13 protein-coding genes are annotated in these 14,176 nt (G+C 72.1%); 9 read left to right on the top strand and 4 right to left on the bottom strand.

Annotated elements, in window-relative coordinates:
• Positions 1-480: 480 nt before the first annotated feature.
• Positions 481-2,097, bottom strand: a complete 1,617-nt coding sequence (locus AB0D49_RS36780) for an MFS transporter (RefSeq protein WP_362766845.1) — start codon at positions 2,095-2,097, stop codon at positions 481-483.
• Between the two features lie 114 nt (positions 2,098-2,211).
• Here AB0D49_RS36780 and AB0D49_RS36775 point away from each other — a divergent pair, with 114 nt between their 5' ends.
• The 3 genes from AB0D49_RS36775 (at position 2,212) to AB0D49_RS36765 (ending at position 5,178) form a co-directional block, all read left to right on the top strand.
• Positions 2,212-2,898 carry a TetR family transcriptional regulator gene (locus tag AB0D49_RS36775; protein WP_362766842.1) on the top strand — a complete coding sequence of 229 codons (687 nt, stop codon included), beginning with the start codon at positions 2,212-2,214 and terminating at the stop codon, positions 2,896-2,898.
• A 123-nt stretch (positions 2,899-3,021) separates the two neighbouring features.
• The gene (locus AB0D49_RS36770; protein WP_362766839.1) at positions 3,022-4,239 is read left to right on the top strand and encodes an alpha/beta hydrolase; all 1,218 of its coding nucleotides are present in this window, start codon (positions 3,022-3,024) and stop codon (positions 4,237-4,239) included.
• A gap of 66 nt (positions 4,240-4,305) precedes the next feature.
• Positions 4,306-5,178: a DUF4429 domain-containing protein gene (locus tag AB0D49_RS36765; protein WP_362766837.1), complete on the top strand. Its 873-nt coding sequence runs from the start codon at positions 4,306-4,308 to the stop codon at positions 5,176-5,178.
• 60 nt (positions 5,179-5,238) lie between these two features.
• On the opposite strand, the gene AB0D49_RS36760 is transcribed toward AB0D49_RS36765, so the two are convergent.
• Together AB0D49_RS36760 and AB0D49_RS36755 are read right to left on the bottom strand one after the other, a co-directional pair.
• Positions 5,239-6,255 (bottom strand): aldo/keto reductase, encoded by a 1,017-nt coding sequence (locus AB0D49_RS36760; protein WP_362766834.1) that lies wholly within the window; start codon positions 6,253-6,255, stop codon positions 5,239-5,241.
• Positions 6,252-6,749, bottom strand: coding sequence for a MerR family transcriptional regulator (locus AB0D49_RS36755; protein WP_362766831.1), 498 nt, complete (start codon positions 6,747-6,749; stop codon positions 6,252-6,254). The genes AB0D49_RS36760 and AB0D49_RS36755 overlap by 4 nt, the downstream gene beginning before the upstream one ends.
• 105 nt (positions 6,750-6,854) lie before the next feature.
• Here AB0D49_RS36755 and AB0D49_RS36750 point away from each other — a divergent pair, with 105 nt between their 5' ends.
• Positions 6,855-7,679 carry a serine hydrolase domain-containing protein gene (locus AB0D49_RS36750; protein WP_362766828.1) on the top strand — a complete coding sequence of 275 codons (825 nt, stop codon included), beginning with the start codon at positions 6,855-6,857 and terminating at the stop codon, positions 7,677-7,679.
• Positions 7,680-8,021: 342 nt separating this feature from the next.
• On the opposite strand, the gene AB0D49_RS36745 is transcribed toward AB0D49_RS36750, so the two are convergent.
• Positions 8,022-8,672, bottom strand: coding sequence for a pirin family protein (locus AB0D49_RS36745; protein ID WP_362767017.1), 651 nt, complete (start codon positions 8,670-8,672; stop codon positions 8,022-8,024).
• Between the two features lie 89 nt (positions 8,673-8,761).
• On the opposite strand from AB0D49_RS36745, the gene fasR reads away from it, so the two are divergent.
• The 5 genes from fasR (at position 8,762) to fabF (ending at position 13,803) form a co-directional block, all read left to right on the top strand.
• Positions 8,762-9,967, top strand: coding sequence for a fatty acid biosynthesis transcriptional regulator FasR (fasR, locus tag AB0D49_RS36740; RefSeq protein ID WP_362766826.1), 1,206 nt, complete (start codon positions 8,762-8,764; stop codon positions 9,965-9,967).
• An 89-nt stretch (positions 9,968-10,056) separates the two neighbouring features.
• On the top strand, positions 10,057-11,073 hold the full coding sequence (locus AB0D49_RS36735; RefSeq protein ID WP_362766823.1) for an ACP S-malonyltransferase: 1,017 nt from the start codon (positions 10,057-10,059) through the stop codon (positions 11,071-11,073).
• Positions 11,074-11,090: 17 nt separating this feature from the next.
• Entirely contained in the window at positions 11,091-12,125 is a 1,035-nt protein-coding gene (locus AB0D49_RS36730) for a ketoacyl-ACP synthase III (protein ID WP_362766820.1), read from the top strand.
• Between the two features lie 77 nt (positions 12,126-12,202).
• Entirely contained in the window at positions 12,203-12,451 is a 249-nt protein-coding gene (locus AB0D49_RS36725) for an acyl carrier protein (RefSeq protein ID WP_212910420.1), read from the top strand.
• An 86-nt stretch (positions 12,452-12,537) separates the two neighbouring features.
• On the top strand, positions 12,538-13,803 hold the full coding sequence (gene fabF / locus AB0D49_RS36720) for a beta-ketoacyl-ACP synthase II (RefSeq protein WP_362766819.1): 1,266 nt from the start codon (positions 12,538-12,540) through the stop codon (positions 13,801-13,803).
• Positions 13,804-14,176: the final 373 nt, after the last annotated feature.

Here is a 14,176-nt window from a genome sequence, read left to right as displayed (position 1 = left end):
ACCGAGGGCTGAGCAGGTGCCGGGGCCGAGGGCCGAGCAGGTGCCGGGGCCTCGGGCCGAGCAACTGCCCGCTCCACGGGCCGGGCAGGGGACGTGACTCGGCGGACGGCAGACGGCAGACGGCAGACGGCAGACGGCAGACGGCAGACGGCAGACGGCAGACGGCAGACGGCAGACGGCAGACGGCAGGGGAACGACCCCGGCGCGCCACCCCCCTCCGGCAGCGCGCCGCAAGGCGTGACTCACTGTGGCGCGCGGCCCCGAACACACGGAACGGCTCCCCTCGGACATCACTCTGATGAGCGAAATCCCGAGGGGAGCCGCATGTCCGCGCGCTACCGGGTCCGGCGCGGCGCGGAAGCGCACGCGACGGGTCCGGTACGACGCGGAGGCGCAGGCCACCGGGTCCGGCACCGCGCTGAGGCACACGCCACCGGCTCCAGCACCGCGCTGAGGCACGCGCCACCGCTCCGGCGTGGCTCAGATGTGGGCCGCTCCGGCGCCCGCCTCCGCGTTCTCGCCGCGCTTGGTCAGCAGGGCGACCAGGATCGCGACGGCCGCCACGCCCGCGGCGACCAGCGACGCCAGGCTCATCCCGGAGATGAACGTGTCGTGGGCGACATCGGTGATCTTCCCGGCGACCTCGGCCGGCGTGCCGGGGGCGATCGGCGCGCCGCCCACCTGCACCGCCTCGGACGCCTGTGCCTCCTGCTCGGGCGTGAGCGGCGGAAGCCCCGCGGCGGCCCAGTTGCCCGCCAGGTCGCTGTCGACCTTGGAGGCCATCACCGCGCCCAGCACGGCGGTGCCGAGGCTGCCGCCGATCTGCATCGCGGACTGCTGGAGACCACCGGCGACACCGGACAGTTCCATCGGGGCGTTGCCGACGATGACCTCGGTCGCGCCGACCATGACCGGGGCGAGGCCGAGCCCCAGCAGGGCGAACCAGACGGACATCACGGCGCTGCCGGTGTCCGTGTCCAGCGTCGACATGCCGTACATGGCGAGGGCGGTGAGCGCCATGCCGCCGGCCAGCGGGATGCGCGGGCCGACCTTGGTGATCATCACACCGGCGAGCGGGGAGCCGACGATCATCATGCCGGTGAGCGGCAGCAGATGCAGACCCGCGTCGATCGGGGTCATGCCGTGCACGTTCTGCAAGTAGAACGTGACGAAGAACAGGCCGCCCAGGAAGGCGATGGCCATCAGGACCATCAGCACCACACCCGCGGAGAGCGCGACCGAGCGGAAGAGCGTCAGCGGGATCAGCGGCTCGCGGACGCGCTTCTCCCAGAAGGCGAACAGCACGAAGGCGACCACGGCGACGGCCACGAACAGCCAGGTCCGGCCCGCGCCCCAGCCCCACTCGGGGGCCTTGATCAGCGCCCAGACCAGGCAGAACATCGCGCCGGAGAGCAGTCCGATGCCGAGCAGGTCGAAGGAGCGCGGGGCGTTCTTCGCCCGGTGGTCGAGCAGGATCAGACCGCCGAGGGCGACGGCGAGGATGCCGACCGGCACATTGATGAAGAACACCGACTGCCAGTTGACGTGCTCGACGAGGACACCGCCGAGGATCGGTCCGCCCGCCGTGGAGGCACCGATGACCATGCCCCAGATGCCGATCGCCATGTTGAGCTTCTCGGCGGGGAAGGTGGCCCGCAGCAGGCCGAGCGCGGCCGGCATCAGCAGCGCGCCGAACAGGCCCTGGAAGACCCGGAAGACGATCACCGCCGTGATGCTGTCGGAGAGCCCGATCGCGCCGGACGCGGCGGCGAAGCCGACGACGCCGATCAGGAAGGTCTGGCGGTGGCCGAACCGGTCGCCCAGCTTGCCCGCGGTGATCAGGGCGACCGCGAGGGCCAGGAAGTACGCGTTGGTGATCCACTGCACCTCGGCGAACGTGGCGCCGAGGTCCTTGGCGATGGCCGGGTTGGCGATCGCCACGATGGTGCCGTCCAGGGCCACCATCATGACCCCGACGGCGACGGTTATGAGGGTGAACCAAGGATGGCCACGCAGCCCCTTGGCCGGCGCCGACGGCGGCGCGGGCGATGCGCCGTCGCCCGGCCCCGTCTTGTCGAGGGTGGTCTGACTAGTCATGCGAACGACACTAGAGACAGCCACTGACAATTGACAAACCAATTCACAAGTCGGTAACTGTCAGGTCACTCACAACCCCCCTGAACAGGGAAGACAGTTCGCTGGAGGCCCCCCATGGACACGCCGGACACGCTCGACCCGCCGGACCCACCGGACCCGCCGGACGGCCCACCAGGACCCGGGCTGCGCGAGCGCAAGAAGCGGCGGACCCGGGACGCGCTGCTGCGGGCCGCCGTCGAGCAGTTCACCACCCGCGGCTACGACCGCACCACCGTCGACGCCATCACCGAGGCCGTCGGGGTCTCGCAGCGCACCTTCTTCCGCTACTTCGCCGGGAAGGAGGAGACCGCCCTCGCCGTCCAGGAGATGACCGTCGACCACTTCTACGCGGCGGTGCGCGCCCGTCCGGCGCACGAACCGCCGCTCCAGGCGCTGCGGCGGGCGGTGCTGGAGGGCTGGGACACCATCCATGAGCGGATCGAGTCGGTGGTGACCATCGAGCAGTATCTGCGGATGTACCAGGTGATCGAGTCGACGCCGGTGCTGCTGGCGGCGCATCTGCGGCGGTCCGCCGAGACCGAGGAGCGGTTCGCCCGGCTGATCGCCGAGCGCGAGGGGCTCGACGTGGACGAGGACCCCCGGCCGCGGGTGGCGGTGGCGCTGTTCGGCGGGGTCATGCGGGTCACCGAACGGCTCTGGACGGCCGGGGACGACCACAGCGTGGCGGGGATGCGCGCGATCACCGCCCGGTACCTGGACCAGGTGGGACCGGCGCTGGCCGGGAACTGGCGTACGCCGTAGGGCACTTGCGTACGCCCCCGGACCCTTCCCCACCACCCCTTGATCAGCCTCGCCACCGTTCAAACGTGATACCGGTCACTGGATTCACGCGAGACCGTCCCGTTCTCCTAGTGTGTCCTCCCAGTGACTTCCTTCGACACCTCCCCGACGCTCAATGTGTGGCGTGCGCTGCTCGCGCTGGCCGTGGTCTTCGTGATGCTGGCGACCACCGGCTGGACCGCGCTGCGCAACCAGCGCGACCACACCCCGCTCCAGTTGTCGCTCGCCGCCTGGGCCGACGGCCGGCTCGACGGGCGGCCCCTGCCCGACCCCCGCTCCACGCCCGCCCGGCTCGCCGCGTTCTTCGCCTCGCTCAGCGACACCCAGCGCACCGGACTGGTCCACCGCTATCCCCTCGTGGTGGGCAACATGAACGGCGCCCCCGTCCGGCTGCGCTACCGGGCCAACCATCTCGCCCTCGGACAGGCCCGGGAGACCGAGCGGCAGCGGATGCGCGACCGGCGCCTCAGCCCCGGCGGACAGCACGAGGCGGGCCGCCGGATGCACCGCCTCACGGCGCTGATGGAGCCAGGACGGCACATCCTCGCCTTCGACCCGGACGGCTCGGGCCGGGTCGCCGAGGTCTTCGGCAGCCTGGACCGCGCCGAGCGGATCTCCATCGTCGTGCCCGGCGTGGACACCGATCTGCTCACCTTCCAGCGCACCAACCGCAAGTACACGGCGCCCGCGGGCATGGCCGAGTCCCTCTACACGGCCGAGCGCGCGGCGAGCCCCGGCACCCGTACGGCGGTGATCGCCTGGGCCGACTACACCGCGCCCGGCGGCATCGGGGTGGAGGCGGCCACCGTCACCCGCGCCGCCCAGGGCGCCACCCGGCTGAACGCGCTGGTGCGGGCGCTGCCCGGGACGGCACCGGTCTCCCTGTTCTGCCACAGCTACGGCTCGGTGCTGTGCGGGGTCGCCGCGCGGGTGCTGCCGGACCGGGTGACGGACATCGCGGTCGCCGGGAGCCCCGGTATGCGCGCCGAGAAGGCGTCCCAGCTGCGCAGTTCCGCGCAGGTGTGGGCGATGCGGGACGCCGACGACTGGATCGAGGACGTCCCCTATATGGAGCTGGGCGGGCTCGGGCACGGGGCCGATCCGGTGTCCCGGGCGTTCGGCGCGCGGGTGCTGTCGGCGGGCGGCGCGCACGGCCACGCCGGGTACTTCGAACCGGGGACGGAGAGTCTGCGCAACTTCGCCGAGATCGGGGTAGGCGCGTATGACTCGGTGCGCTGCGCCGACGAGGCCGACGCGTGTACGACCGATATGCCCGCAGACGTGGGGTCCGGACGCGCGTAGAGTCGAAGGAATCGCGGTCCGCGCGGGGAGGGGACGGAGGAGCTCATGCCGCATACGATGAGCCGCATGGGTGACGTACTGGCCGGATTTCATGCCGCCTGGGAGTTCGAGTCCGACTCCGTGCTCATCCGCTACGAACGGGGGATTCGCACACCGAGGCTCTTCCAGGCGCTGGGGGAACGCCGGGTGCCGCTGACGGCGCTCCAGGGTGTGACGCTGACTCCCGGCCGTCGCGGAACGGTCGTGCTGCGCGCCGAGCCGCGGCCGGGCGCCGATCCGCTGATGGAGGCGGCCGACGGCCAGCTCAAGGAGAGCAGCGATCCGTACCGGCTGGTGCTGCCCGCCGAGCGGGAGACCCTCGCCGCGTACTACGCCGACGAACTGCGCGCCCTGCTCACCGAATCGGGCCCGGCGGACCGGCATCTGGTGGCCGCGCCCGAGGTGCCGATGTCCTTCAAGGCGTACGACGCGAAGGCGTCCTTCGACGGGACGACGGTGGTGTTCCGCTGGTTCTGGACGGGCGCGTCGTCGGCCAAGTGGAAGGCCGGGGACCAGCGTTTCCGGGTCGCCGACCTCGCGGGCGTCGAGTGGCGCTCCCCCGAGGTGTTCGAGGGGCATCTGCGGCTGCTGCGCCGGGCGGGCGCGGACCAGCCGTCCCCGCCCGCCCAGGCCGACCAGGTCGCCCAGGCCGACCAGGACCCGGCCGCGGTGGTGTTCGGGCTGGGGTACGGGCCGGTGCACGAGTCGCTGCCGTTCGCCGCCGCCGTGCTGGACGCCGTACGGGCCGCCGGGCCCGCGGTGCCGGTGGCGGCGGTCGCCCGGCGTGATCCGGCCGATGTCGCCGACCGCATCCGGCATCTCGGGGAGCTGCACCAGGCCGGTCTGGTGACGGACGAGGAGTTCTCGGTGAAGAAGGCGGAACTGCTCGCGGAGCTGTAGCGGACGCCGGGACGGGGGCTGGCGCCGGGGCTGTGGGTGGAGGTCGCTCCCCCAGCCCGCCTACTCCCGGCCCGCCGAGGCGAACCGCATGTCGGCGTAGCGGGCGCCGCGCACCTGGGCGGCGATCGGGTCGAGCAGGGCGAGTTCCTCGGCGGTGAGGGTGATCCGGGTCGCCGCGGTGTTCTCGGTGACCCGGCCGGGGCTGCGGGTGCCGGGGATGGGGACGACGGTCAGTCCGTGGACCCCGGCCTGTGCCTGGACCCAGGCCAGGGCGATCTGGCCGAGGGTGGCGCCATGGGCCTCGGCGACCGTGCGGATCGGTGCCAGCAGGGCGGCGTTGGCGGTGGCGTTCTCGCCGGTGAAGCGGGGCTGCGTCCGGCGGAAGTCGTCGGCGGCCAGCTCCTTGTCGGCGCTCACGAACGAGCCGGTGAGGAAGCCGCGGCCGAGCGGGGAGTAGGGGACGAGGGCGACCCCGAGGTCCCGGGCCGCCGGGACGACCTGCGCCTCGATGTCCCGGCTGAACAGCGACCACTCCGACTGCACCGCGGTGATCGGGTGCACGGCGTGCGCGGCGCGCAGTTCGGCGGCGGTGACCTCGCTGAGGCCGAGGTGCTTCACCTTGCCCTCGCGGACCAGGTCGGCCATCGTGCCGACGGACTCCTCCAGCGGGACGGACTCGTCGCGGCGGTGCATGTAGTAGAGGTCGATGACATCGACGCCCAGGCGCCGGAGGCTGGCCTCGACGGCCTGCCGGATGTACGGCGGGTCGTTGCGGATGACCCGCCGGGTGCGGTCGTCCGGCGGGATGTACAGGGCGAACTTGGTGGCGACGACGAGCCGGTCGCGGTGGGCGGCGACGAACGGGGCGAGGAAGCGCTCGTTGTCGCCGTCGGCGTAGGCGTCCGCGGTGTCGAGGAGGGTGACGCCCAGGTCCAGGGCGCGGTCCAGGGTGGCGCGGGCCGCGTCCTGGTCGGTGGGGCCGTAGGCGAAGCTCATGCCCATGCAGCCCAGGCCCTGCACACCGACCTCGGGGCCGTCGGCGCCGAGTCGTACGGTACGGATCCTGCCCTCGGTCATCGGGCGCTCTCCCCTTCGAGGTCGTGGCGGCGGCCGTCCGCGTAGAAGCTGATCTTGCGGTCCAGTACCGCCAGGGTGTCCTGGAGTTCGGCGATGCGCGCGACGACGTCGTGGCGGGTGGCCTCCAGCAGGGCGTGCCGCTCGCCGTAGGTGTTCTCGCCCGCGCGCACCAGTTCCGCGTACCGGACCATGTCGGCGACCGGCATCCCGGTCAGCCGTAGCTTGCCGACCAGGTCGAGCCAGTCGAGGTCGCGGTTGCAGTAGCGGCGCTGGCCGGTGTGGGAGCGGTCGATGTGGGACATCAGCCCGATCCGCTCGTACCAGCGCAGGGTGTGCGCGGACAGTCCGGTGAAGGCGACGACCTCGCTGATGGTGTAGCGGTCCTGGCCGTCGGGGCGCGGGTGGCGGCGGGGCGGGGCGCTGCACGCGTCCACCGGTGCGGGTACTGCGTCGGAGTCTGCCGCGGTCACGGCCGTGCTGTGCATCACCGTCATGCCCTCCACGCTAGGACCTTGGAGTGCACTCCAAGCAAGCGGAAAGCGAGCGGGGCGGCCGGGGTGCGCGCGGCGCGCGGTGGCGGTGAGCCTAGGCTCACTGGCATGTCGCTGAAGAGTCTCGCGCTGATCGAGAGCTGGCCGGTGCCGCACGCGGCGGCGGGTGTCGTCCGGGCCGACGGGACGGTCCTGGGCGTCCAGGGCCCCGCCGACCGGGTGTTTCCGCTGGCCTCGGTCACCAAACCGATCGCCGCGTACGCGGTGCTGGTGGCGTACGAGGAGGGGGCCCTGGAGCTGGACGACCCGGCGGGGCCGGACGGGTCGACCGTACGGCATCTGCTGGCGCACACCTCCGGGCTGGCCTACGACGAGCATCGGGTGAGCGCGCGGGCGGGTGAGCGGCGGCTGTACTCCAACGCGGGGTTCGAGCAGCTCGGGGCGTATGTGGCCCGGGTGACGGAGATGCCGTTCGCGGAGTACGTCCGGCAGGCGGTGCTGGAGCCGCTGGGCATGACGTCGACGTCCCTGGAGGGGTCCCCGGCGCGGGACGGGGTGTCGTGCGTGGCCGATCTGCTGCGGTTCGCGGCGGAGGTGCAGGCGCCGCGGCTGCTGGACCCTCGGACGGTGGCGGCGGCGATGACCGTCCAGTTCCCGGGCGTGAAGGGGGTGCTGCCGGGCTATGGGCTCCAGAACCCGAACGACTGGGGGCTGGGCTTCGAGATCCGCGCGGCGAAGTCCCCGCACTGGACGGGCGCGCTGTCCTCCCCCGGCACCTTCGGTCACTTCGGCCAGTCGGGCACGTTCCTGTGGATCGACCCGGGCGCGGGCCTGGCCTGCACGGCACTGACGGACCGCGCGTTCGGCCCCTGGGCGACGGAGGCGTGGCCGACGCTGACGGACGCGGTCTTGGCGGAGGCGACCGGGAGCTGAGGCAGGGGCGTGACGCGTACCCGCGCTAAGGGGGAGCCGCCGCGCCCACCCGTGCCGCCCTGCGGCACGTTTGCCCGCAGTTGGAGGGGCCCCAGCCACACAGCCACCGCAGGCAGCTGGACGGAACGGGCGCCGGGCACGCATTCCAGGGGCGCGGGGAACCGCGCACGGATGTTGGAGGCGCGGGGCGAACTCGGCGCCGTCGCGGGCGACACCCCCGTTCTTTAGGGGCGCGGGGAACCGCGCACGGGTGTCGGGGGTACGGAGCCAACTCGGTGCCGCGGTGGGCAACGTCTTTTGGGGGCGCGGGGAACCGCGCACGGGTGTTGCGGGTGGCGGGGGTTATTTCATTTCCCAGAGGAGCAGCTCCGTCGCCGTCACCCCTACCGCCTCCGCCCCCCGTGTCTTCGTCATGCGGGCCGAGTCGCCTGGGCCCAGTGTCGAACCGGAGATCAGAACCTCGCCGCGCACCACGTGCGCATACACATACCCGGCGTCAGGAATCGCCGTCCGCTGCCCCGCGACGAGGCGGCGGACGTGCAGCATCGCCCCCGCCTCCGGCAGCGCGTACGGCGTGGCGTCCGCGATGCCCCGGACGGTCTCGTAGGCCGGGTCGCCCCCCGGGGCAAGCGGGGCCAGCCACATCTGGACGAACGTCAGCGGCACCGACCCGGCGTTGCGCTCCACGTGCCGCACACCCGCACCCGCGCTCAGCCGCTGGACGTCCCCCGGCCGGATCACCGTCTCGTGCCCGGCGGAGTCACGGTGGGTCAGCTCCCCCTCGACCACCCAGGTGACGATCTCGGTATGGCTGTGCGGATGCTCGTCGAAGGCCGCGCCCGGCGCCAACCGCTCCTCGTTGCAGGCGATCAGCGCGCCGAAGCGGAGGTTGTCCGGGTCGTAGTGCGGACCGAAGGAGAAGGCGTGCCGGGAATCGATGCCGGCGCTCGCGTCTCCCCCGGGAAAGCGCTGCTCGGCGCGGCGTACGTCCATCACGTCCCCCACCGTAGCCGCGGCGCCGCCGCACCGGCATAAAGCGCCCCGAAGGCGACCGAGCCATCCGGATAGGGCAGTCTTGTGCCGTGCCCGAACCCGAGACCCGCAGGAACGACGTGCCCGCGCCCGAAGTCCACGCCCACTCCGCGACACTGAAGCGGCTGGAGAAGTCCTCCGGAAGCCTCGCCGCCCAGGCCATCGCGCGGATGGACGAGACACTGCCGTGGTACCGGGCGATGCCCCCGGAGAACCGTTCCTGGATCGGACTGGTGGCCCAGGCCGGTATCGCCGCGTTCACCGAGTGGTTCCGGCATCCGGACGCCCCCCAGGCGATCTCCACGGATGTGTTCGGCACCGCGCCCCGCGAACTGACCCGGGCGATCACGCTCCGGCAGACCGTGGAGATGGTCCGCACCACCATCGAGGTGATGGAGAGCGCCATCGACGAGGTGGCGGCCCCGGGCGACGAGGGGGTGCTGCGCGAGGCGCTGCTCGTCTACGCGCGGGAGATCGCCTTCGCCACCGCACAGGTCTACGCCCAGGCCGCCGAGGCACGCGGTGCCTGGGACGCCCGTCTGGAGTCGCTGGTCGTCAACGCCGTACTGAGCGGCGAGGCCGACGAAGGGGCCGTCTCGCGCGCCGCGGCCCTCGGCTGGAACTCGCCCGAACATGTGTGCGTGGTGCTCGGAACCGCCCCCGACGGGGACTCCGAGCTGACCGTGGAGGCCATCCGGCGGGCCGCCCGGCACGCCAAGCTCCAGGTGCTGACCGGGGTGCTCGGGGACCGGCTCGTGGTCATCGCGGGCGGCAGCGACAATCCCCTCGCGGTCGCGAAGTCGCTGATCGGGCCCTATGCCGCCGGACCGGTGGTCGCCGGGCCCGTCGTACCGGACCTGCTGGCCGCCACCCGGTCCGCGCAGGCCGCCGCCGCCGGGCTCAAGGCGTGTTCCGCCTGGCAGGACGCCCCACGGCCGGTGCTCGCCGACGATCTGCTGCCGGAGCGCGCCATCGCCGGCGATCCCAGTGCCCGTGAGCAACTGGTGGAGGAGATCTACAGACCACTCGAAGAGGCCGGCTCGGCGCTGCTGGAGACCCTCTCCGTCTATCTCGAACAGGCGAGCAGTCTCGAAGGCGCCGCCCGCATGTTGTTCGTGCACCCCAACACCGTGCGCTACCGGCTTCGACGTGTGACTGACGTCACCGGCTGGTCGCCGTCAGATGTACGATCCGCGTTCACTCTGCGGATCGCGCTGATCCTGGGGCGGCTGGCCGACGGGGATCTTCAGTCCTAGGGTTTTGTTGGACTTCCACAAAACCCCCTGTCGTTCTTCGTCCCTGTCCCCACGGGCGGCGCTGCCCGTCCCCAAGAGAGAGTGTGAGAGTGCTCGTACTCGTCGCTCCCGGCCAGGGCGCCCAGACGCCCGGCTTCCTGACCCCCTGGCTCGAACTGCCCGGCGCCGCCGACCGTGTCGCCGCGTGGTCCGACGCCATCGGACTCGACCTCGCCCACTACGGCACGCTCGCCGACGCGGACGAGATCCGGGACACCGCCGTGGCCCAGCCGCTGCTGGTCGCCGCCGGTCTGCTGTCGGCCGCGGCACTCGGTGACATCTCCGCCGTGCGCCCCGGCGCGGTCGCCGGGCACAGCGTCGGCGAGATCACCGCCGCCGCGCTCGCCGGTGTCCTGGACGACACGGCCGCGCTGCGGCTCGTCCGCACCCGTGGACTGGCCATGGCGGAGGCCGCCTCCGTCACCGAGACCGGGATGTCGGCGCTGCTCGGCGGCGACCCCGAGGTGTCCGTCAAGCACCTGGAGGCGCTCGGCCTGACCCCGGCCAACGTCAACGGTGCCGGTCAGATCGTCGCCGCGGGCACCATGGCGCAGCTCGCCGCGCTCGCCGAGGACAAGCCGGAGGGCGTCCGCAAGATCGTCCCGCTCAAGGTCGCCGGTGCCTTCCACACCCACCACATGGCCCCGGCCGTCGCGACCCTGGCCGGTGCCGCCGCCGAGCTGACCCCGGCCGACCCGGCGCTGACGTACGTCTCCAACAAGGACGGGCGGACCGTCGCCACCGGCGCCGAGGTGCTGGAGCGGCTGGTCGGACAGGTCGCGAGCCCGGTGCGCTGGGACCGCTGCATGGAGACCTTCAAGGAGCTGGGCGTCACCGCCCTGCTGGAGGTCTGCCCCGGTGGCACCCTCACCGGTCTCGCCAAGCGCGCCCTGCCCGGGGTGCGGACGCTGGCGCTGAAGACCCCCGACGACCTCGACGCCGCCCGCGCGCTCATCGCGGAGACCGCCGCCCTCCCCACGGTCACCGCAGACAGCACGGACAGCACGGGCACCATCGCAGACACCGCAGCGCCGTCCCCATCTGCCGCCGACGCGGCGGGCGCCTGAAAGGAGCCCTCCGGGCCATGTCGAAGATCAAACCAAGCAAGGGCGCCCCGTACGCGCGCATCCTCGGCGTGGGCGGCTACCGCCCGGTCCGGGTGGTGCCCAACGAGGTGATCCTGGAGCGGATCGACTCCTCCGACGAGTGGATCCGGTCCCGCTCCGGTATCGAGACCCGGCACTGGGCGAACGACGAGGAGACCGTCGCCGCCATGTCGATCGAGGCGTCCGGCAAGGCCATCGCCGACGCCGGGATCACCGCCGGGCAGATCGGCGCGGTGATCGTCTCGACCGTCACCCACTTCAAGCAGACCCCGGCCGTGGCCACCGAGATCGCCGACAAGCTCGGCACCCCGAAGGCCGCCGCGTTCGACATCTCGGCCGGGTGCGCGGGCTTCGGCTACGGGCTGACGCTGGCCAAGGGCCTGATCGTCGAGGGCTCCGCCGAACATGTGCTGGTCATCGGCGTGGAGCGGCTGAGCGATCTGACCGATCTGGAGGACCGGGCGACGGCCTTCCTGTTCGGCGACGGGGCCGGCGCGGTCGTGGTGGGTCCGTCCGACGAGCCCGCGATCGGCCCGACCGTCTGGGGCTCGGAGGGCGACAAGTCCGAGACCATCAAGCAGACCGTGCCGTGGGACGAGTACCGGGTCGGCGGGGATGTCTCCGGGCTCCCGGTGGACAGCCGGGGCGAAGTGAAATTCCCGGCCATCACCCAGGAGGGCCAGGCCGTCTTCCGCTGGGCCGTGTTCGAGATGGCGAAGGTCGCCCAGCAGGCGCTGGACGCGGCCGGGATCAGCCCGGACGAACTGGACGTCTTCATTCCGCACCAGGCCAACGAGCGGATCATCGACTCGATGGTCAAGACGCTCAAACTGCCGGAAACCGTCACGGTCGCCCGTGATGTCCGCACCACCGGCAACACCTCGGCCGCCTCGATCCCGCTCGCGATGGAGCGGCTCCTGGCGACCGGCGAGGCGAAGAGCGGCGACACCGCGCTGGTCATCGGATTCGGGGCCGGTCTCGTCTACGCCGCCACTGTCGTTACCCTCCCCTAGGCACTCCGTGCCGGATCATGCTGTCCGGCAGGGAGCGCACCGCCACACCCTCTGAGAAGAAACGAAGGAGCGCCATCATGGCCGCCACTCAGGAAGAGATCGTCGCCGGTCTCGCGGAGATCGTGAACGAGATCGCCGGTATCCCGGTTGAGGACGTCCAGTTGGACAAGTCCTTCACCGACGACCTCGATGTCGACTCGCTGTCCATGGTCGAGGTCGTCGTCGCCGCCGAAGAGCGCTTCGACGTCAAGATCCCCGACGACGACGTCAAGAACCTCAAGACGGTCGGCGACGCCACCGACTACATCCTCAAGCACCAGTCCTGAGTCCGCTCGGGCCGGCTGGTCCGGCCCGCCCCGCCACCCGGCGGTGGCGCCGCTGACCCTTGTATCCGTCTGGAGAGAGAGTTCCCGTGAGCCCGACCAATCGCACCGTGGTCGTCACCGGTATCGGCGCAACCACACCGCTGGGTGGCGACGCAGCCTCTACCTGGGAGGGCCTGGTCGCCGGCCGTTCCGGTGTCAAGCGTCTCGAACAGGACTGGGCCGCCGAGCAGGCGGTGCGGATCGCCGCGCCGGTCGCCGTGGACCCCAGTGAGATCATTCCCCGGCCGCAGGCCCGGCGCCTGGACCGCTCGGCGCAGTTCGCGCTGATCGCGGCCCGGGAGGCATGGGCGGACGCCGGTTTCACCGCCAAGGCCGGTGAGGACACCGCCGTCGACCCCGACCGGCTCGGCGCGGTCATCGCCTCCGGCATCGGGGGTGTGACGACCCTGCTGGACCAGTACGACGTGCTGAAGGAGAAGGGCGTCCGCCGGGTCTCCCCGCACACCGTGCCGATGCTGATGCCGAACAGCCCCTCCGCCAACGTCGGGCTGGTCGTGGGCGCCCGCGCGGGCGTGCACACCCCGGTCTCCGCGTGTGCCTCCGGCGCCGAGGCGATCGGCTACGCCATCGAGATGATCCGCACCGGCCGCGCCGATGTGGTGATCGCGGGCGGTACGGAGGCGGCGATCCACCCGCTGCCGATCGCCGCGTTCGGCAACATGATGGCGATGTCCAAGAACAACGAGAACCCTGAGGGCGCCTCGCGGCCCTACGACGTCGACCGGGACGGCTTCGTGCTCGGTGAGGGCGCGGGTGTCGTCGTCCTGGAGTCCGCCGAGCACGCCGCGGCGCGCGGGGCGCGGGTGTACGCGGAGGCGGTCGGACAGGGCATCTCGGCCGACGCGCACGACATCGTGCAGCCGGAGCCGGAGGGGCGGGGGATCTCCCACGCCCTCCAGAACCTGCTGGACCGCACCGACCTCGACCCGGCGGAGATCATGCATGTGAACGCACATGCGACGTCGACGCCGGCCGGGGACATCGCCGAGCTGAAGGCGCTGCGGAAGGTGTTCGGGGACGAGGTGGACCACTTCGCGGTGTCCGCGACCAAGTCCATGACCGGGCATCTGCTCGGCGGCGCGGGCGGGATCGAGACGGTGGCGACGGTGCTGGCGCTGTACCACCGGGTGGCTCCGCCGACGATCAATGTGGAGAACCTTGATCCTGAGGCGAACGCGGATGTGGTGCGGGGGGAGGCTCGGAAGCTGCCGGTGGAAGGGCGGATCGCCGCGCTGAACGACTCGTTCGGGTTCGGGGGGCACAATGTGGTGTTGGCCTTCCGCACGGTGTAGCTCCGCCGGTTGACCGGTCGACGGCCTGAGCCCCCTCGTGGGGTTCGGGCCGTTTCGCGTGGCGGGCGTCGTGTTCCGGGCGCGGGCCGGCTGCGGCTGGTCGCGCAGTTCCCCGCGCCCCTGACGAAACGGCACGGTCGTATGTCGGGTGCGGGCCGGTTGCGGCTGGTCGCGCAGTTCCCCGCGCCCCTGGGAGGGGGGTGGGCCGGTTGTGTTTCGGGTGCGGGCCGGTTGTGGCTGAGCGCGCAGTTCCCCGCGCCCCTAAAGAAGCGGCGTTGCAGGTAAGCACCGGCCCGGGGAGAACACCACCGACACGGGCCGGGGCGGCGCCACCGGGCTCAAGGGATCGCCGGACGGGCGCCGATGTGTTGAG

The organism is Streptomyces sp. NPDC048290 (assembly GCF_040652095.1).
Classification (GTDB): Bacteria; Actinomycetota; Actinomycetes; order Streptomycetales; family Streptomycetaceae; genus Streptomyces.
Note: the sequence above shows the minus strand (reverse complement) of the source record. Positions and strands in the feature narration are given on the sequence as shown.